Source organism: Pseudorhodoferax aquiterrae (genome assembly GCF_014652235.1).
GTDB lineage: Bacteria > Pseudomonadota > Gammaproteobacteria > Burkholderiales > Burkholderiaceae_C > Pseudorhodoferax > Pseudorhodoferax aquiterrae.
The window spans coordinates 110,969-129,706 of sequence record NZ_BMYK01000019.1; the positions used below are offsets into that span (position 1 = coordinate 110,969).

At 69.5% G+C, this 18,738-nt stretch carries 19 protein-coding genes; 14 read left to right on the forward strand and 5 right to left on the reverse strand.

Translation table 11 applies throughout. The annotated features are described in order from the left end of the window. Both IE209_RS23585 and IE209_RS23590 read left to right on the forward strand, forming a co-directional pair. Nucleotides 1–771: an ABC transporter ATP-binding protein gene (locus tag IE209_RS23585; RefSeq protein WP_189689342.1), complete on the forward strand. Its 771-nt coding sequence runs from the start codon at nt 1–3 to the stop codon at nt 769–771. 1 nt (nt 772) lies between these two features. Then, nucleotides 773–1,486 carry an ABC transporter ATP-binding protein gene (locus IE209_RS23590; RefSeq protein WP_145551595.1) on the forward strand — a complete coding sequence of 238 codons (714 nt, stop codon included), beginning with the start codon at nt 773–775 and terminating at the stop codon, nt 1,484–1,486. A 25-nt stretch (nt 1,487–1,511) separates the two neighbouring features. Here the strand turns inward: IE209_RS23590 and IE209_RS23595 are convergent, their stop codons facing one another. After that, nucleotides 1,512–2,060: an NUDIX hydrolase gene (locus IE209_RS23595; protein WP_189689343.1), complete on the reverse strand. Its 549-nt coding sequence runs from the start codon at nt 2,058–2,060 to the stop codon at nt 1,512–1,514. A 232-nt stretch (nt 2,061–2,292) separates the two neighbouring features. On the opposite strand from IE209_RS23595, the gene IE209_RS23600 reads away from it, so the two are divergent. After that, complete coding sequence (locus tag IE209_RS23600) at nt 2,293–2,727, forward strand: ATPase (protein WP_189689344.1); 435 nt, start codon at nt 2,293–2,295, stop codon at nt 2,725–2,727. Between the two features lie 138 nt (nt 2,728–2,865). On the opposite strand, the gene IE209_RS23605 is transcribed toward IE209_RS23600, so the two are convergent. Further along, entirely contained in the window at nt 2,866–3,564 is a 699-nt protein-coding gene (locus IE209_RS23605) for a fumarylacetoacetate hydrolase family protein (RefSeq protein ID WP_189689345.1), read from the reverse strand. A 233-nt stretch (nt 3,565–3,797) separates the two neighbouring features. Here IE209_RS23605 and IE209_RS23610 point away from each other — a divergent pair, with 233 nt between their 5' ends. The 4 genes from IE209_RS23610 to pgeF are packed head-to-tail and all read left to right on the forward strand — an operon-like array spanning nt 3,798 to nt 7,186. Continuing rightward, nucleotides 3,798–4,472 carry a YiaD family glycine zipper/OmpA-like lipoprotein gene (locus IE209_RS23610; RefSeq protein ID WP_189689346.1) on the forward strand — a complete coding sequence of 225 codons (675 nt, stop codon included), beginning with the start codon at nt 3,798–3,800 and terminating at the stop codon, nt 4,470–4,472. Between the two features lie 51 nt (nt 4,473–4,523). Next, complete coding sequence (locus tag IE209_RS23615; RefSeq protein WP_189689347.1) at nt 4,524–5,750, forward strand: MFS transporter; 1,227 nt, start codon at nt 4,524–4,526, stop codon at nt 5,748–5,750. A 42-nt stretch (nt 5,751–5,792) separates the two neighbouring features. After that, complete coding sequence (maiA, locus tag IE209_RS23620) at nt 5,793–6,443, forward strand: maleylacetoacetate isomerase (RefSeq protein WP_189689348.1); 651 nt, start codon at nt 5,793–5,795, stop codon at nt 6,441–6,443. Continuing rightward, on the forward strand, nt 6,443–7,186 hold the full coding sequence (pgeF, locus tag IE209_RS23625) for a peptidoglycan editing factor PgeF (RefSeq protein ID WP_189689349.1): 744 nt from the start codon (nt 6,443–6,445) through the stop codon (nt 7,184–7,186). The genes maiA and pgeF overlap by 1 nt, the downstream gene beginning before the upstream one ends. On the opposite strand, the gene IE209_RS23630 is transcribed toward pgeF, so the two are convergent. Further along, nucleotides 7,115–7,414 carry a hypothetical protein gene (locus IE209_RS23630; RefSeq protein ID WP_189689350.1) on the reverse strand — a complete coding sequence of 100 codons (300 nt, stop codon included), beginning with the start codon at nt 7,412–7,414 and terminating at the stop codon, nt 7,115–7,117. The genes pgeF and IE209_RS23630 overlap by 72 nt on opposite strands. Before the next feature lie 91 nt (nt 7,415–7,505). Here IE209_RS23630 and phaC point away from each other — a divergent pair, with 91 nt between their 5' ends. The 7 genes from phaC (at nt 7,506) to IE209_RS23665 (ending at nt 17,186) form a co-directional block, all read left to right on the forward strand. Continuing rightward, the gene (gene phaC / locus IE209_RS23635) at nt 7,506–9,203 is read left to right on the forward strand and encodes a class I poly(R)-hydroxyalkanoic acid synthase (protein WP_189689351.1); all 1,698 of its coding nucleotides are present in this window, start codon (nt 7,506–7,508) and stop codon (nt 9,201–9,203) included. A 45-nt stretch (nt 9,204–9,248) separates the two neighbouring features. Continuing rightward, complete coding sequence (locus IE209_RS23640; RefSeq protein WP_145551622.1) at nt 9,249–10,427, forward strand: acetyl-CoA C-acetyltransferase; 1,179 nt, start codon at nt 9,249–9,251, stop codon at nt 10,425–10,427. 226 nt (nt 10,428–10,653) lie between these two features. Next, nucleotides 10,654–12,237, forward strand: coding sequence for an ABC transporter substrate-binding protein (locus IE209_RS23645; RefSeq protein ID WP_189689352.1), 1,584 nt, complete (start codon nt 10,654–10,656; stop codon nt 12,235–12,237). A gap of 12 nt (nt 12,238–12,249) precedes the next feature. After that, nucleotides 12,250–13,203, forward strand: a complete 954-nt coding sequence (locus IE209_RS23650; protein WP_189689353.1) for an ABC transporter permease — start codon at nt 12,250–12,252, stop codon at nt 13,201–13,203. Continuing rightward, nucleotides 13,203–14,066: an ABC transporter permease gene (locus IE209_RS23655; protein WP_189689354.1), complete on the forward strand. Its 864-nt coding sequence runs from the start codon at nt 13,203–13,205 to the stop codon at nt 14,064–14,066. The genes IE209_RS23650 and IE209_RS23655 overlap by 1 nt, the downstream gene beginning before the upstream one ends. Next, a complete protein-coding gene (locus IE209_RS23660) occupies nt 14,063–15,664 on the forward strand; it encodes a dipeptide ABC transporter ATP-binding protein (protein WP_189689355.1) in 1,602 nt (533 codons plus the stop codon). Before IE209_RS23655 ends, IE209_RS23660 begins: the two co-directional genes overlap by 4 nt. A gap of 34 nt (nt 15,665–15,698) precedes the next feature. Continuing rightward, complete coding sequence (locus IE209_RS23665) at nt 15,699–17,186, forward strand: M81 family metallopeptidase (RefSeq protein WP_189689356.1); 1,488 nt, start codon at nt 15,699–15,701, stop codon at nt 17,184–17,186. Nucleotides 17,187–17,226: 40 nt separating this feature from the next. Here the strand turns inward: IE209_RS23665 and IE209_RS23670 are convergent, their stop codons facing one another. After that, a complete protein-coding gene (locus IE209_RS23670; RefSeq protein WP_189689357.1) occupies nt 17,227–18,102 on the reverse strand; it encodes an RNA polymerase sigma-70 factor in 876 nt (291 codons plus the stop codon). Continuing rightward, nucleotides 18,102–18,738 (reverse strand): HD-GYP domain-containing protein (locus IE209_RS23675; RefSeq protein ID WP_189689358.1); only part of this gene is annotated, 637 nt, incomplete at its 5' end. The genes IE209_RS23675 and IE209_RS23670, both read right to left, overlap by 1 nt.

Consider the following 18,738-nt stretch of genomic DNA (forward strand, 5'->3'; position numbering starts at 1 on the left):
ATGGCAGACACGGTTCTGAACGTCAGCGGCATTTCCAAGCGCTTCGGCGGGCTGCAGGCCCTGTCCGATGTGGGCATGAAGATCGAGCGTGGCCAGGTCTATGGCCTGATCGGTCCCAACGGTGCCGGCAAGACCACCTTCTTCAACGTCATCACGGGGCTGTACACGCCCGACAGCGGCAGCTTCGAGCTGGCCGGCAAGCCCTACAAGCCGACCGCGGTGCATGAGGTGGCGCAGGCCGGCATCGCGCGCACCTTCCAGAACATCCGGCTGTTCGCCGAGATGACGGCGCTGGAGAACGTCATGGTGGGCCGCCACGTGCGCACACGCTCGGGCCTTCTGGGCGCGATCTTCCGCACCGGCGGCTTCAAGGCCGAGGAAGAAGCCATCGCCAAGCGCGCGCAGGAACTGCTGGAGTACGTGGGCATCGGCCGGCTGGCCGACTACAAGGCCCGCACGCTGAGCTACGGCGACCAGCGCCGGCTGGAGATCGCGCGCGCGCTGGCCACCGATCCGCAGCTGATCGCGCTGGACGAACCGGCCGCCGGCATGAACGCCACCGAGAAGGTGCAACTGCGCGAGCTGATCGACCGCATCCGCAAGGACAACCGCACCATCCTCCTGATCGAGCACGACGTGAAGCTGGTCATGGGCCTGTGCGACCGCGTCACCGTGCTCGACTACGGCAAGCTGATCGCCCAGGGCTCACCGGCCGAGGTGCAGAAGAACGAAAAGGTGATCGAGGCCTACCTCGGCACGGGAGCGCATTGAGATGACGGTTCTGTTGAAAGTCCAGGGCCTGCAGGTCGCCTACGGCGGCATCCAGGCCGTCAAGGGCATCGATTTCGAGGTGCGCGAGGGCGAGCTGGTCTCGCTGATCGGCTCCAACGGCGCGGGCAAGACCACGACCATGAAGGCCATCACGGGCACGTTGCCCGCGAGCGGCGGGCAGATCGAGTACCTGGGCAAGCCCGTGCGCGGCCAGGGCGCCTGGGACCTCGTCAAGCAGGGCCTGGCCATGGTGCCCGAGGGCCGCGGCGTGTTCGCGCGCATGACCATCACCGAGAACCTGCAGATGGGCGCCTACACGCGCAACGACAAGGCAGAGATCGCCCGCGACATCGAGAAGATGTTCGGCATCTTCCCGCGCCTGCGCGAGCGCAAGGACCAGCTGGCCGGCACCATGTCCGGCGGCGAGCAGCAGATGCTGGCCATGGGCCGCGCGCTCATGAGCCGGCCCAAGGTGCTGCTGCTGGACGAGCCGTCCATGGGCCTGTCGCCCATCATGGTGGACAAGATCTTCGAGGTGGTGCGCGACGTCCATGCCCAGGGCGTGACCATCATGCTCGTGGAGCAGAACGCCAGCCGCGCGCTGGCCATCGCCGACCGCGCCTACGTCATGGAATCCGGCATCATCACCATGAACGGCGAAGGCAAGGCCATGCTCAGCGACCCCAAGGTGCGGGCCGCCTACCTGGGCGAATGAGGGGACACCGTGTGGCGGCGCGCCGTCACACGATGTCCAGCTGGTGCATGCCGAACTGGCCGGCCTTGCGGTCGGCGAAGAACCACTGCAGCGTCTCGCGCACGGTCTTGAACGCGATCTCGTCCCAGGGGATCTCGTGCTCCTCGAACAGCCGCGCCTCGATGGTCTCGTGGCCGGGGTCGAAGCGGTCGTGCAGCAGTTGGGCGCGGTAGAACATGTGGACCTGGCCCACGCGCACCACGTTGATGAGGCTGAACAGCGCGCCGATCTCGTAGGCCGCGCCGGCCTCCTCGTCGGTCTCGCGGGCCGCCCCCTGGGCCGTGGTCTCGCCCAGTTCCATGAAGCCGGCTGGCAGCGTCCATTTGCCCCAGCGCGGCTCGATGTTGCGCTTGCACAGCAGCACGCGCTCGCCGAGCACCGGCACCGTGCCGACCACGATCAGCGGGTTCTCGTAGTGGATCTGGCCGCAGGCCGGGCACACCGCGCGTTCCTTGGTGTCGCCGTCGTCCGGCACACGGTAGACCACGGCGGTACCGCAGTTGCGGCAGTGCTTGAGAGGGGGGCGAAAGCTCATGGCGGGGCAGTTTAAGGGCGCAGGCTGCAGCCGCCCACCCGCAGTTTCCTAAAATTCGGCGTGCCTCCGACGCCCGCCACCATTTCCGCTGCTCCGCGCATCGTCGTATTCGCCGGCCCCAATGGCGCGGGCAAGTCCACCCATGCAGACGCCATCCTGGCGGGACTGGGCATCGAGGTCTTCGTCAATGCCGATTTGATCGCGCGGGCTGTCGGGACGCAGTTCCGATGCCGTGGCATTCGAGGCGGGGCGCATCATGCTGCGGCGCCTGCGTCAGTTGGCGCAGGACCGGCAGGAGTTCGCGTTCGAAAGCACACTGTCGAGCCGCAGCTTCGCCCCCTTTTTGCAGCGGCAGATCGATGCCGGATACCGTGTGTCGGTTTACTACTTCAGCCTCGCGAGTGCCGCGCTCGCATTGCAGCGCGTCAGGCTGCGCGTGCAGCAGGGAGGCCATGATGTTGCAGCAGATGTCGTGCGCCGACGCTTTGGGCGCAGCCTCGGCAACTTCATGACCCTGTACGCGCCGATGGCGACGCAATGGGCTATCTTCGACAACTCTTCGCTGCCGCGTGCTCGTCTCGTGGCGCTCCAACAGGGCAATGGCCCCGAGATCAAGGATCCTGTGACATGGCGCAAATTGCAGAAGCTGGCACTGAAAAGCCGCTGATCCTGCCGCCCAGGGCGTTGAACAAGGCGCTGGCAGAGTCCGCGGATCGAGCCCAGCGCTTGGCCCGGGCGTTCGGCCAGAAGGTTCCGAGCCGGCCGGTTGTGCCAGGCGTGCAGCCTGGCACTGGCAAGCACGGCGTCAGCCGATGATCCTGACCGTCAGGCTTTCCAACCCGGCCACGCCACCCGACAGCACGTCGCCCGCCACCACGGCCGCGACGCCTTCGGGCGTGCCGCTGTAGATCAGGTCGCCGGGCTGCAGCGTCCAGGCGGCCGACAGGTGCTCGATGGTCTCGGCGATGTTCCAGATCAGCTTAGAGACATCGCTGCGCTGGCGGTCCTTGCCATTGACCTGCAGGAAGATCTCGGCCTTCTCGACATCGCCGGCCTGGGCGGTAGGCGTGATCGGTCCGATCGGCGCGGACTGCTCGAAGCCCTTGCCGATGCACCAGGGCCGGCCCTGTTTCTTCATCTCGCCCTGCAGGTCGCGGCGCGTCATGTCCAGGCCCACGGCGTAACCATAGATGTGCTTGTGCGCATCGGCCGCCTTGATGTTGGAGCCGCCCGTGCCGATGGCCACCACGAGCTCGATCTCATGGTGCAAATCCTTCGTCAGACTGGGGTAGGCGATGGCGCCGGTCTGCCCGGCTGGCACCGGCACCACGGCATCGGCTGGCTTCATGAAGAAGAACGGCGGCTCGCGGCCCGTGAAGCCCATCTCCTTGGCATGCTCGGCGTAGTTGCGGCCGACGCAGTAGACGCGGTGCACCGGGAAGGCCGCGGATTGGCCGACCACGGGCACGGCAACGGTGGGGGCGGGAGGGAAGACGAAGCTCATCGCAACCTTTCTGCTGGGATATGCGGCCCGCACGCTGCGGGCCCTGTGATGCGCGGGGCAGTGTGCCACGGCTGCGGCGCGCATGCGGGCGCGGCCGTGTCCGACAGCCGATCGGCGCCGCCGCGGCTGGGCGCCACTTCGGCGCACCGGTACAACTCGTAGCACATCGTCATCGGGTGGCGGATGCGGCTGGTGTGCAATGCCGCCGTGAGCCACGACAACAGGAGTCCTTCATGACCACACTACACGCCTCTTCCTCCATTTCCTTCCGTCCGGCCGTCCCACGCGCCGGCGTCGCCGCAGCCGTGGTGCTGGCGGTGGCCCTGGGCGGTTGCGCGAACATGAGCGAGACGCAAAAGGGCACGGCCGTCGGTGCCGGCGTGGGCGCCGGGGTCGGCGCACTCGTGGGGCAGGGCCGCGGCGCGGCCATCGGTGCCGGCGTGGGCGCGCTGGGCGGCTACATCTGGTCGTCCCACATGCAGAAGAAGAAGGCCGAGATGGAGCAGGCCACGGCCGGCACCGGCGTGGCCGTCACGCAGACGGCCGACAACCAGCTCAAGCTCAACATCCCGAGCGACATTTCGTTCGACACCGGCCGGGCCGACATCCGTCCGGCGTTGCGGCCCATCCTGGACCAGTTCGCCAACGGCCTGCGCGACCAGCCCAACACCGAGGTCCGCATCATCGGCCACACCGATTCCACGGGCTCGGACGCCGTCAACGACCCGCTGTCGCTGCAGCGCGCCAACAGCGCCCGCGACTACCTGACCGCACGCGGCGTGGATCCGCGGCGCATCCTGACGGCCGGCCGCGGCTCGCACGAGCCCATTGCCGAGAACAACAGCGATGCGGGCCGGGCCAAGAATCGGCGCGTCGAGATCTTCCTCGCCGAACGTCCGCAGGGTTGAGCCTTGACCCCGCCGCGGCAAGGGCGCGGCGCGGTCCGTACCATCGGGCGGATGCCTTCCTCCCCCGATCTGGCCGCGCCCCGCGGCCTGCCGCCCGGTGCCTTGCTGGCCCTGGGCCTTTGCGCCTTCGGCAGCGCCTTCGCGATGCGTCTGACCGATCCTCTGTTGCCGCGATTGGCGAGCGAGTTCTCGGTCTCGCTGGCACAGGCGGCGCAGGTCGTCACCGTGTTCTCGATGGCCTATGGGCTGGCGCAACTGCTGTTCGGTCCGCTAGGCGACCGCTTCGGCAAGTTCCGCGTGATCGGCTGGGCGGCCATGGCCTGTGCGCTGGCCTCGGCGGCCTGTGCCCTGGCGCCCGGCCATGCCGCATTGGTCGCCGCGCGGCTGGTGGCTGGCGTGGCTGCGGCCGCCATCATTCCGCTGTCCATGGCCTTCATCGGCGACATGGTGGCCTATGCCGACCGCCAGCCGGTGCTCGCGCGTTTCCTGGTCGGGCAGATCCTGGGCATGTCCAGCGGCGTGGTCGTCGGCGGCCTGGCGGCCGACCATCTGGGCTTGCGCCTGCCGTTCTGGGGACTGGCGGTGTGGTTCGTCGCCATCGCGCTGACCATGCAGCGCGTCGGCCGGCGCGTGCCGCGGCCCAGCGGCGCGCCAGTCGCCGGCCACCCGGTGCGGCGCATGGCCGGCGAGTTCGCCAAGGTGCTGGCCGTGCCCTGGGCGCGCGTGGTGCTGGCCACCGTGTTCCTCGAGGGCGCCTGCATCTTCGGCGCCTTCGCCTTCATCGCCGTGCACCTGCACGCGGTGTTCGATCTGCCGCTGGCGGCCGCGGGCGCCACGCTGATGGCCTTCGGGGCGGGCGGCATCCTGTTCGCGTTCGGCGCGCGGCCGCTGGTGGCGCGCATGGGCGAGACGCGGCTGGCGGCCTGGGGCGGCGCCATCGTCGCGCTGGCGCTGCTGGGCATGGCCTGGGCGCCCGCCTGGTGGTGGGCGGTGCCGGGCTGCCTGGCGGCCGGACTGGGCTTTTACATGCTGCACAACACCTTGCAGACCAATGCGACGCAGATGGCGCCCGAGCGCCGCGGGGCGGCCGTGTCCTCGTTCGCGTGCTGCTTCTTCCTGGGCCAGGCCATCGGCGTGTGGCTGGCCGGCCTGTCGGTGGCCGAGCACGGCACGCGGCCGCTGATGGTGGTCGGCGCACTGGGCACGCTGGCGGTCGGTGCGGTGTTCGGGCGCCTGCGTGCACGGCAGTCGGCGCGGACGCTGGCGGCAGCGGCTTGAGCGCTGCGGATAATCGCCGCTCCCATTGCAGCCCCTGCCGCCATGAAGCTCTACAGCTACTTCCGTTCCTCGGCCTCCTACCGCGTGCGCATCGCGCTGGCGCTCAAGGGCATCGCCTACGACTACCTGCCGATCCACCTGGTCAAGGGCGAGCAGCGCAGCGCGCCGTTCGCGGCCCTGTCCGCCGACCGCCTGGTGCCGGTGCTCGAGGTCGATGGCGTGCCGCTGGCGCAGTCCATGGCCATCATCGAGTACCTCGAGGAAACGCATCCCACGCCGCCGCTGCTGCCGGCCGCGCCGCTCGCGCGGGCCCAGGTGCGCGCACTGGCGCAGACGATCGCCTGCGAGATCCACCCCATCAACAACCTGCGCGTGCTGAAGTACCTGTCGCAGGAGCTGCGGGTCGACGACGACGCCAAGAACGCCTGGTACCGGCACTGGTGCCGCAGCGGGCTGGAGGCGGTCGAGCGCGAACTGGCGCAGCTGCGCGCAGCCCATGGGCCGGCGCGCCTGTGCTTCGGCGACAGCCCCACGCTGGCCGACTGCTGCCTGGTGCCGCAGATCTTCAACGCGCAGCGCTTTGCGGTCGACCTGTCCGGCCTGCCGCTGACCATGGCCGCCTACGAGGCCGGCATGGCCCTGCCCGCCGTGCAGCAGGCCCAGCCCTCGGCCTGCCCGGACTTCGAGGGCTGATGGACCTGCTCGTGCCCGACTGGCCCGCGCCTGCCAGGGTCCAGGCGCGCATGAGCCTGCGTGCGGGCGGCGTGTCGGCGGCGCCCTACGACAGCCTGAACCTGGGCGACCATGTGGGCGACGACGGCGCCGCCGTGCTGCGCAACCGCGCCTTGCTGGCCGCGCGACTGGGCGCCACGCCGGTGTTCATGCAGCAGGTCCACGGCACGGCCGTGGAGCGCCTGCCCAGCCGACATGCCGTGCCGGTGGCCGATGCCTGCATGAGCCATGCGCCCGGAATGGCCTGCACCATCATGGTCGCCGACTGCCTGCCCGTGCTGTTCTGCGACACCGAAGGCCGCGCCGTCGCGGCCGCGCATGCCGGCTGGCGCGGCCTGGCGGCAGGCGTGCTCGAAAGCACGCTGGCGGCGCTGCGCAGCGCCGTGCCGCAGGCGCGCTGGCTGGCCTGGCTGGGCCCCTGCATCGGTCCCTCGGCCTTCGAGGTCGGCGACGAGGTGCGCGCCGCCTTCGTCGCGCAGTCCGCCGCCGCGGCCCCATGCTTTCGCGCGCACGCTGACGGCAAGTGGCTGGCCGACCTGCCCGCGCTGGCCCGGCTGCGGCTGGCGGCAGCGGGCCTGCAAGGCATCCACGGCAACGACGGCAGCGCGCCGTGGTGCACGGTCAGCGACGCTTCACGGTTCTTTTCGCACCGGCGCGACCGCGTCAGCGGGCGCATGGCCGCCTGCATCTGGCTCGGCGCCTGAGGTCTCGCGCAGCGCCTGTTGCTGCGCCGCGAACTCGGCCGCTTCGCGCGCGCGCAGCAGCTTGCGCCGGGCCGGCGCCAGCATCAGGTAAACCACCAGTGCCACCGGCCCGAGGCCGTAGAGTACAAAGGTCACCAGGGCGCCGAGCAGCGTGCCCTGCGTACTGGTGGCTTCGGCCACTGCCATCATCAGCGCTACATACAGCCACGCGATCACGACCAGATACATAACGTAAAAAAAGTTGCTGCACCTCACAGGGTGCTGCTGTAATCAGGGTTTACCCCAGTTTCTCTGGGGGTTTCGAGGTCGAGGAGACGCAATGCATTCTCAAGCAGACTGGGCGCAGGCCGCCCAGCAGTTCCAGAGCCTGATGGGCGACATGCTGGCCAAGGCCATGCAGCAAGCGGCCGGCACGGCGCCGGGCACACCTGCTGCAGCGCCCATGCCGGCGCTGTCGTTCGCACCCGACAAGCTGCAGGAGCTGCAAAAGCAATACCTCAGCGAGGTCGGTGCGCTGTGGAGCCAGAACATGCAGCAGTCCCTGCAGCGCGACAAGCGCTTCGCGGGCGAGGCCTGGTCCGGCAATCCCGTCGCCGCCTTCTCGGCCGCCAGCTACCTGCTCAATGCGCGGACCTTGATGGGCCTGGCCGATGCCGTGCAGGGCGACGAGAAGACGCGTGCGCGCGTGCGCTTCGCCGTCGAGCAATGGATGGCCGCCTCGGCACCGAGCAACTTCCTGGCCTTCAACGCCGAGGCCCAGGCGCTGGCGCTCAAGACCCAGGGCGAGAGCATCGCCAAGGGCATGCAGAACCTGCTGCACGACATCGCCCAGGGCCATGTGTCCATGACCGACGAGAGCCAGTTCGAGGTCGGCCGCAACGTCGCCACCACCGAGGGCGCCGTGGTGTTCGAGAACGAGCTGTTCCAGCTGCTCGAGTACAAGCCGCTCACGGCCAAGGTCTACGAGCGGCCCTTCCTGCTGGTGCCGCCCTGCATCAACAAGTTCTACATCCTCGACCTGCAGCCCGAGAACTCGCTGATCCGCTACGCGGTGGAGCAGGGCCACCGCACCTTCGTCGTGAGCTGGCGCAACCCCGACCAGTCGCTCGCGCACAAGACCTGGGACGACTACATCGAGGACGCTGCGATCCGCGCCATCGGCGTGGTGCAGGACATCACGGGCGCCAAGCAGATCAATGCGCTGGGCTTTTGCGTCGGCGGCACCATCCTGAGCACGGCCGCCGCCGTGCTGGCCGCGCGTGGCGAAAAGCCCATCGCCGCGCTCACGCTCTTGACCACCTTCCTCGATTTCACCGACACCGGCGTGCTGGATGTGTTCATCGACGAGAACATGGTCAAGTACCGCGAGATGCAGATGGGCCAGGGCGGCCTGTTGCCCGGCAACGACCTGGCCTCGACCTTCAGCTTCCTGCGCCCGAACGACCTGGTCTGGAACTACGTGGTCGGCAACTACCTCAAGGGCGAGACGCCGCCGCCGTTCGACCTGCTCTACTGGAACAGCGATTCCACCAACCTGCCGGGGCCGTTCTACGCCTGGTACCTGCGCAACACGTACCTGGAGAACAAGCTCGTCAAGCCCGGCGCCACCACGGTCTGCGGCGAGAAGATCGACCTGTCCCGGCTGGACATGCCGGTCTACATCTATGGTTCGCGCGAGGACCACATCGTGCCCATCGGCGGTGCCTACGCATCGACGCAGCACCTGCCGGGCAAGAAGCGCTTCGTGATGGGCGCCTCCGGGCACATCGCAGGCGTGATCAACCCGCCGGCCAAGAAGAAGCGCAGCCACTGGATCGGCAGCGACACCAAGTTCCCGCCCAAGCTGCAGGACTGGCTGGCCGCGGCCACCGAGCACCCGGGCAGCTGGTGGACCGATTGGTCCGGCTGGCTGGCCGGCCATGCCGGCCGCCAGGTCACTGCACCGCGCGGCTACGGGCGCGCACAATACAAGGCCATCGAGCCCGCGCCCGGCCGCTACGTCAAGGCCAAGGCCTGACCCGCTTTTCGATTCCCGCAACCCCAAGCATCGTTAGGAAGAGACATGGAAGACATCGTCATCGTCGCAGCCGCCCGCACCGCCGTCGGCAAGTTCGGCGGCAGCCTGGCCAAGATCGCCGCGCCCGAACTGGGCGCCACCGTGGTCAAGGAACTGCTCGCACGCGCCAAGCTGGACGCCGGCCAGGTCGGCGAGGTCATCATGGGCCAGGTGCTGGCCGCGGGCTCGGGCCAGAACCCGGCACGCCAGACCGTCATCAAGAGCGGCCTGGACAAGTCCACGCCCGGCCTCACCATCAACGCCGTCTGCGGCTCGGGCTTGAAGGCCGTCATGCTGGCCGCCCAGGCCGTGGCCTGGGGTGATTCGGACATCGTGATCGCCGGTGGCCAGGAGAACATGAGCGCCGCGCCGCACGTGCTGCTGGGTTCGCGCGACGGCCAGCGCATGGGCGACTGGAAGATGGCCGATTCCATGATCACCGACGGCCTGTGGGACGTCTACAACCAGTACCACATGGGCATCACGGCCGAGAACGTGGCCAAGCAGTACAGCATCAGCCGCGAAGCGCAGGACGCGTTCGCGCTGGCGAGCCAGCAAAAGGCCGCTGCCGCCCAGGAAGCCGGCAAGTTCAAGGACGAGATCGTGCCCGTGACGATCCCGCAGAAGAAGGGCGACCCGGTGGTGTTCGCCGCCGACGAGTTCATCAACAAGAAGACCACGGCCGAAGCCCTGGCCGGCCTGCGCCCGGCCTTCGACAAGGCCGGCGGCGTGACGGCCGGCAATGCCTCGGGCATCAACGACGGCGCCGCCGGCGTGGTCGTCATGACGGCCAAGAAGGCCGCCGCGCTGGGCCTGACCCCGCTGGGCCGCATCGCCAGCTTCGCCACCGTGGGCCTGGACCCGGCCATCATGGGCATGGGCCCGGCCCCGGCGTCGCGCAAGGCGCTCGAGCGCGCCGGCTGGAAGGCCGCCGACCTGGACCTGCTGGAGATCAACGAAGCCTTCGCGGCCCAGGCCTGCGCCGTCAACAACGAGATGGGCTGGGACACCAGCAAGATCAACGTGAACGGTGGTGCCATCGCCATCGGCCACCCGATCGGCGCGTCCGGCTGCCGCATCCTGGTCACGCTGCTGCACGAGATGGGCCGGCGCAACGCCAAGAAGGGCATCGCCTCGCTGTGCATCGGCGGCGGCATGGGCGTGGCGCTGACGATCGAGCGCTGATCGCCGCTGGCGCATTGCGAACACAGGCCCTGCGGGGCCTGTTTTTGTTTGGGGCGCCCATGCAGCCTGTGCGGCGCGCGGCATGGAAACTGCTTGACATCTCGTGCCTGCCGCAGCGCCGTGGCGTCGAACCCACGAAGTGCAACGGCCGCACCGGCGCCAGGCATCCGCCCGTATATTGCTGCCGCACCGATCCCAACCCAGAGGTCATCCCAGGAGTTGTCCGATGAAACGCCGTTCCCTGATCGCGATCGCATCCCTGGCCGCCACGCTGCTGGCGCCCTTGTCGGCCCAGGCCCAGGCCCAGGCCAGCACCCTGCGCGTGGTGCCCCATGCGAACGTGACCATCCTCGATCCGATCTGGACCACGGCCTTCGTCACCCGCAACCACGGCTACATGGTCTACGACACCTTGTTCGGCACCGATGCGGCCGGCAAGGTCAAGCCGCAGATGGTGGACAAGTGGTCCATGTCCAAGGACAGCCTCAGCTGGACCTTCACGTTGCGCGACGGCCTGGAGTTCCACGACGGCAAGCCCGTCACCAGCGAGGACGTGGTGGCCTCGCTCAAGCGCTGGGCCAGCCGCGACAGCTTCGGCGGCGTGCTCGCGCGCAGCGTGGACAGCTATGCCACGCCCGACGCCAAGACCTTCACGATCAAGCTCAAGGCCCCGTTCGGCGTGATGCTGGAGGCGCTGGGCAAGCCCTCGTCCAACGTGCCCTTCATCATGCCGGCGCGCATCGCGGCCACGCCGGGCTCCGAGCAGATCAAGGAACACATCGGCTCGGGCCCGTTCAAGTTCGTCACTGCAGAGTACAAGCCCGGTGAGCGCCTGGTCTACGTCAAGAACGAGAAGTACAAGCCGCGCGCCGAAGCGCCCGACGGCACGGCCGGCGGCAAGCCGGTGTTCATCGACCGTGTCGAATGGGTCGTCATCCGTGACCCGCAGACGCAGTTCAATGCGCTGCTGGCCGGCGAGGTCGACATCATCGAGCAGCCCACCTTCGAGCAGTACGCCTCGCTCAAGGCCGCCAAGGACGTCAAGCTGGTCGATGCCCAGCCCGACGGCCTGCAGTACATCCTGCGCTTCAACCACCTGCACCCGCCGTTCGACAACGTGAAGATCCGCCAGGCCGCCATGGTGGCGCTGGGCCAGGAGGCCTTCCTCAAGACCCAGGTGGGCGCGCCCGGCATGTACCGCTTCTGCAAGAGCATGTTCCCGTGCGGGACGCCGTTCGCGAGCGACGCCACCGGCCCCTTGTTCACGGGCACGGCCAACCCCAAGAAGGCGCAGGAGATGCTCAAGGAGGCCGGCTACAACGGCACGCCGGTGCTGCTGATGCGCCCGACCGATCTGGCCTCCATCAGCAAGCTGCCGCTGGTGGCCAAGCAGCAGCTGGAGGCCGCCGGCTTCAAGGTCGACATGCAGCAGATGGACTGGGCCACGCTGGTGGCGCGCCGCGCCAAGAAGGACGCGCCCTCGGCCGGCGGCTGGAACGCCTTCCTGACGGCCTGGACCGCCGGCGACATCCTGAACCCGCTCACCATGGCCATGATGAATGCGGCCGGCGACAAGGGCTGGTTCGGTTGGCAGGACGACCCGCAGATCGAGGAGCTCAAGGTCAAGTTCGCGCAGGCCGGCACCGATGCCGACAAGAAGAAGCTGGCCGAGCAGCTGCAATTGCGCGCCTTCGAGACCGCCACCCACGTGCCGCTGGGCCAGTACAACAACCCGGCCGCCGTGCGCAGCAACGTGAGCGGCATCGTGCCCGGCGGCGCCCAGGTCTACTGGAACATCAAGAAGAACTGACGACGGGCCCGCATGCTGCGCTTTCTTGCCCAGCGGCTCGCGGCCGTCGTGCCGGTGCTGCTGGTGGTGGCGGTGATCGTGTTCCTGATCCTGCGGCTCACGCCGGGCGACCCGGCCGCCGTGATCGCCGGCAACAACGCCACCAACGAGGACATCGACCGCATCCGCGAACAGCTCGGCCTGTCCAAGCCGCTGCTGGCGCAGTTCTGGATCTGGTTCTCGGGGGTGCTGCAGGGCGACCTGGGTTACTCGTTCTATCTGAACAAGCCGGTCACCGAGCTCATCGGCCAGCGCATCGAGCCCACGCTCTCGCTGGCGGCCGGCACCTTGCTGCTGTCGGTGCTGCTGGCCGTGCCGCTGGGCACGCTGGCGGCCTGGCGCATGGGCGGCTGGCTGGACCGCATCCTGTCGGGCTTTTCGGTCGCGGGCTTCTCGATCCCGGTGTTCGTGGTCGGCTACGTGCTGATCTACCTGTTCGCGATCGAGCTGCAATGGCTGCCCGTGCAGGGCTACCGCCGGCTGTTCGGCCCCTCCTCGCAAGGCGTCGGGCCCTGGGCCTACCAGCTCGTGCTGCCCTGGGTCACGCTGTCCACCATCTACGTTGCGCTGATCGCGCGCATCACGCGGGCCAGCGTCTCCGAGGCGCTGACCGAGGACTACATCCGCACCGCGCGCGCCAAGGGACTGCGCGAGAGCGCGGTGCTGATGCGCCATGCGCTGGCCAACGCGGCCGTGCCCATCGCCACCGTGATCGGCATCGGCGTGGCGCTGCTGATCGGCGGCGTGGTCGTGACCGAGACGGTCTATGCGATCCCGGGCCTGGGCTCGCTGACGGTGGACGCGGTGCTGAACCGCGACTTCCCGGTGATCCAGGGCGTGGTGCTCTTCTTCAGCGTGCTGTACGTGCTGGTCAACCTCTTGGTCGATCTGTCGTACCTGGTGCTCGACCCCAGGATCCGCTACTGATGTTCGCAAGGCTCTGGCGCAACAGCGCGTTCCGCTTCGGCATCCTCGTGCTGCTGGCCCTGCTCGCCGTGGCCATCGCGGCGCCGCTGCTGGGCACGGTCGATCCGGCGGCCATGGACTCGGCCCACATCAACACCCCGCGCGGCACGCGCGGCGAGTTCGCGCTGCTGGACGGCAGCACGGTGGCCCACACCTTCTGGATGGGCGCCGACAACTTCGGCCGCGACATCTACAGCCGCGTGCTCTACGGCACGCGCACCTCGCTGCTGGTGGCGGCCTTCACGGCGCTGGTGGCGGTTGGCCTGGGCGCGCTGCTGGGCATGCTGGCCGGCTACTTCCGCGCGGTGGACGTGGTGCTCATGCGCGTGATGGACGGGATGATGGCGATCCCCGCCATCCTGCTGGCCATCGCGCTGGTGGCCGCGCTCGGCGCGCAGCTGTGGACGGTGGTGATCGCCATCGCCATCCCCGAGGTGCCGCGCGTGACCCGGCTCGTGCGCGCCCTGGTGCTCACGCTGCGCGAGGAGCCCTTCGTCGAGGCCGCACGTGCGCTGGCCACACCCACGCCCACCATCCTGGCGCGGCACATCCTGCCCAACGCGCTGGCGCCGCTGATCGTGCAGGGCACCTTCATCGCAGCCTCGGCCGTGCTGACCGAAGCCATCCTCTCCTTCCTGGGCCTGGGCCTGCCGGCCGACATCCCGACCTGGGGCAACATCATGGCCGAGGGCCGCGTGCAGTTCACCCAGTACCCCGGCAACGTGCTGTTCCCCGCGCTGTTCCTGGTGCCCACCGTGCTGGCCATCAACCTGCTCGGCGACGGCCTGCGCGACGTGCTCGACCCCAAGTTCGCCAAGCGATGAAGCCCGTCCTGCAGATCGAACACCTCAGCGTGGCCCTGCCGGCCGGCGCCGACCGCCGCCACGCCATCGAGGACGTGAGCCTGTCCATCCTGCCCGGCCGCACGCTGTGCGTGGTGGGCGAGTCGGGCTCGGGCAAGTCGGTCATGGCGACCACCGTCATGGGCCTGCTGCCCAAGGAACTCCGGCCCAGCGCCGGCCAGGTCCGGCTGCAGGGCGAATCGCTGCTCGACGCCTCGGCATTGCGCTTGCGCCAGCTGCGCGGCAAGGCCATGGGCATGGTGTTCCAGGAACCGATGACGGCGCTGAACCCCGTCATGCGCTGCGGCGACCAGGTCGACGAACTGCTGCGTGCGCACACCGACTGGCCCGCCGCACAGCGCCAGCAGGAGGTGCTGCGCATCTTCGAGCGCGTGCGCCTGCCGGAGCCGGCACGCATGGTGCGCAGCTATCCACACCAACTGTCGGGCGGGCAGCGCCAGCGCATCGTGATCGCGATGGCCATGATCTTGAAGCCCGCACTGCTGATCTGCGACGAGCCCACCACGGCGCTGGACGTGACCACGCAGAAGGAGATCCTGCGCCTCATCGCAGACCTGCAGGCCGCCGAGGGCCTGTCCAGCGCGGTGCTGTTCATCACGCACGACATGGGCGTGGTGGCCGAGATCGCCGACGAGGTGCTGGTCATGCACCAGGGCCGCTGCGTCGAATACGGCCCGGCCGACGCCGTGCTGCGCGCGCCGAAGGCCGACTACACGCGCATGCTGCTCGACGCCGTGCCCAGCATGACGCCGCCACCCGCGCGGCCGGAGCCTATGGGCCCCGCGCTGCTGGCCGCCGAGAAGCTGGACAAGACCTACCAGAGCCGCAACTGGATGGGCCAGCGCCGCGACACCCATGCGCTGCGCGAAGCCGCGCTGGCCGTGCGCGCGGGCGAGACGGTGGGCATCGTGGGCGAATCGGGCTCGGGCAAGTCCACGCTGGCGCGCTGCATGATCCGCCTGATCGATCCCAGCGCCGGCAGCATCCGCTGGGGCGGTACCGAGGTGGCGCAGTTGCCCGAGTCGCGGCTGCGCCCGCTGCGCGACCGTGTACAGGTGGTGTTCCAGGACCCCAACCGCTCGCTGAACCCGCGCCGCAAGGTCGGCGATTCCATCGTCGAGGGCGCCATGAACCTGGGGCTGGCGCGTGCCGCCGCGATGGCGCTGGCCGAAGACCTCATGGACAAGGTGCGCCTGCCGCGCGAGGGCCTGCAGCGCTACCCCAGCCAGTTCTCGGGCGGGCAGCGCCAGCGCATCGCCATCGCGCGGGCACTGGCCTGCAGGCCGGCCGTGCTGGTGGCCGACGAGGCCGTCAGCGCGCTCGACGTGAGCGTGCAGGCGCAGATCCTCGCGCTGCTGCAGGGCATCCGCGACGAGCTCGGCCTGGGCCTGTTGTTCATCACGCACGACCTGCGCGTGGCCGCCCAGCTGTGCGACCGCGTCATCGTCATGCACCAGGGCCGCATCGTCGAGCAGGGCGCCACGGCGGCTCTGTACGCCGATCCGCGCCACGAGTACACCCGCACCCTGCTGCAGGCCGCACCCGCCGGGATCCGATGAGCGCGCGGCCGGCGGCGGCAACCACCGAACACCCATGAAGATCCTCGTTGCCGGCTACCAGCACGAAACCAACACCTTCGCGCCGACCCTGGCCGATTGGGCCGCGTTCAACCGCGGCGACACCTTCCCGGCCTACGTGCACGGCCAGGCCATGCTGGAGCAGCTGCGCGGCGTGAACATTCCCATCGGTGGCTTCATCGACGCGGCGGCCACGCGCGGCTGGCAGCTGGTGCCCAGCTGCTGGGCCGGTGCCATTCCCTCCTCGTTCGTGACCGAGGACGCGTTCGAGCGCATCGCCGGCAGCATGGAAGCCGACGTGCGGCGCGGTGGCTTCGACGCCGTCTACCTCGACCTGCATGGCGCGGCCGTGGCCGAGCATGCGGCCGACAGCGAGGGCGAGCTGCTGGGCCGCATCCGCGCCATCGTCGGCCCCGGCCTGCCCATCGTCGCCAGCCTGGACCTGCATGCCAACGTCACGCAGCGCATGCTGCGCGAGGCCGACGCGCTGGTGGCCTACCGCAGCTACCCGCATGTGGACATGGCGGCCACGGGCGAGCTGGCGGCCGAGTTGCTGGCGCGGCGCGTGCACGCCGGCCGCCGCGAACCGCTGCAGGCGCAGCGCCTGCCCTTCCTGATCCCGTTGAACGCGCAGAGCACCTGGATGGAGCCGGCCAAGGGCCTGTACGAGGCGCTGCAGGCCATCGACCGGCGGCACGGCACGGTCAGCAGCTTCTGCATGGGGTTTCCGGCGGCGGACTTCGACGAGTGCGCGCCCATGGTGTGGAGCCATGGCGCCGCTGCCGAAGCCGCCGCGGCCGAGCTGTTCGCGCTGGTGGCCCAACCCGGCCAGTGGCGGCCCCACTACCTGAACGCGCCCGATGCCGTGGCCCAGGCGCTGGCCCTCGCGGCCGATACCGACCGCCCGGTGGTGCTGGCCGACACGCAGGACAACCCCGGCGCGGGCGGCGACAGCAACACCACCGGCCTGCTGCATGCGTTGCTGCACCAGGGCGCAGGCCGGCGCTACCCCGGCCGCGTGGTGCTGGGCCTGATGTTCGACGAAGCCGCTGCCGCGCGCGCCCATGCGGCAGGCCAGGGTGCCACGCTGGAGCTGGCCCTGGGCACGGCCGTGCCCACCTTCACGGGCCGGCCCAGCGACCCGCCCGTGCGGGGCCGCTACACGGTGCGCGCGCTGGCCGATGGGCGCGTCACGCTCAAGGGCCCGATGATGACCGGCGTGGCACTCACGCTGGGCCCCTGCGCGTTGCTGGAGACCGACGGCGTGCTGGTCGCCGTGGTCAGCGGCAAGATGCAGCTGATGGACCGCGAACTGCTGCGCATGCTGGGCGTGCAGGCCGAGGCCATGAAGATCATCGTGGTCAAGAGCTCCAACCACTTCCGCGCCGACTTCACGCCCATCGCCAGCCGCATCCTGGTGGCCAAGGCCGCCGGCCCGATGGCGGCCGACCCGGCCGACCTGCCCTGGAAGCAGCTGGGCGCCGGCATCCGCACGCGGCCCTGACGGCACGCCGTCTGGCAGCCGCTGCGTGCGCCGACGCAGGCTATGGCTGCTGCGGCAGCGCGCGCAGCTTGTCGGGGTTGCGGATGGCGTAGACCGTGTGGATCTTCTCGCCATCGGTGACGAAGGCCAGCGCCGACTCGAGCCTGCCATCGACGTAGCGCAGCAGGCCGGGCTCGCCGTTGACCGTGGCCATTTGGTAGCGCACTGCCCCCGGCGCGCGGCGGAAGGCCGCGAAGAACAGGTTGGCGATGCGGAACGCGCCTTGCAGCACCTTGCCGAAGGAGGGCACCTTGCCGCCGCCGTCGCCGATCAGTTCGGCGTTCTCGGCCAGCAGCGCCTGCAGCGCATCACGCGCGCCGCTGCGCGCGGCCGTGACGAAGCGCTCCAGCACGCGCAGGTGCGCCTCGCGGGGCACGGCGAAGCGCGGCTGTTCGCGCTGCACGCGGTCGCTGGCGCGGTGCACGAGCTGGCGGCAGGCGGCCTCGCTCTTGTCCAGCAGCTTGGCGATGTCGGCGTAGTCCTGCTCGAACATCTCGCGCAACAGGTAGGCCGCACGCTCCTCGGGCGCCAGCCGCTCCAGCACCCAGAGCATGGCCACCGAGAGTTCGCCGGCCTGCTCCGCAAAGGCCTCGGGTGTGCGCTCGTCCAGCTCCACCAGCGGCTCGGGCAGCCAGAAGCCCACATAGGCCTCGCGCTCGGCCTTGGCCGCACGCAGCCGGTCCAGCGCGAGCCGCGTGACGGTGGTCACCAGCCAGGCTTCGGCCGATTGCACGGCCGCCTGGTCGCTGCCGTGCCAGCGCAGCCAGGCGTCCTGCACCACGTCCTCGGCGTCGGCGCGCGTGCCCAGCATGCGGTAGGCGATGGAAAACAGTTTGGGGCGTGCGGCGCTGAAAGCGTCGTTCGGTGAAGCCGGCATCAATCCTCGTCGCGGTGGGTTTCCGCGATGGTACGGAAGTCCTCCGCCACGACCAGGAAGGCATCGACCACGTCCGGGTCGAAGTGCTTGCCGCGCCCTTCCTGCAGGATGCGCACGGCCTCCGCATGCGGCAACGCGGGCTTGTAGACGCGCTTGCTGATCAGCGCGTCGTAGACATCGGCCAGCGCCATGAGCCGTGCCGACAGCGGGATCGCCTCGCCTGCCAGCGCCTGCGGGTAGCCCGAGCCGTCCCACTTCTCCTGGTGCGACAGCGCGATCTCCTTGGCCAGCGACAGGAAATCCACCTTCATGCCCAGCCGCTGCTCGGCTTCGGCGATGGCCGTGTGGCCCAGCGTGGTGTGGCTCTTCATGACCTCGAATTCCTCGGGCGTGAGCCGGCCCGGCTTGAGCAGGATGTTGTCCGGGATGCCGACCTTGCCGATGTCGTGCAGCGGCGCGGACTTGTACAACAGCTCGATGGTGCGCTCGCTCAGGTAGCCGGCGAAGCGTGGATGCGTCTTGAGCTGCTCGGCCAGCCGGCGCACGTACAGCTGGGTGCGCCGGATGTGCGCACCGGTCTCGTTGTCGCGCGTCTCCGCGAGCGAGGCCATGGCCATGATGGTCACGTCCTGGATC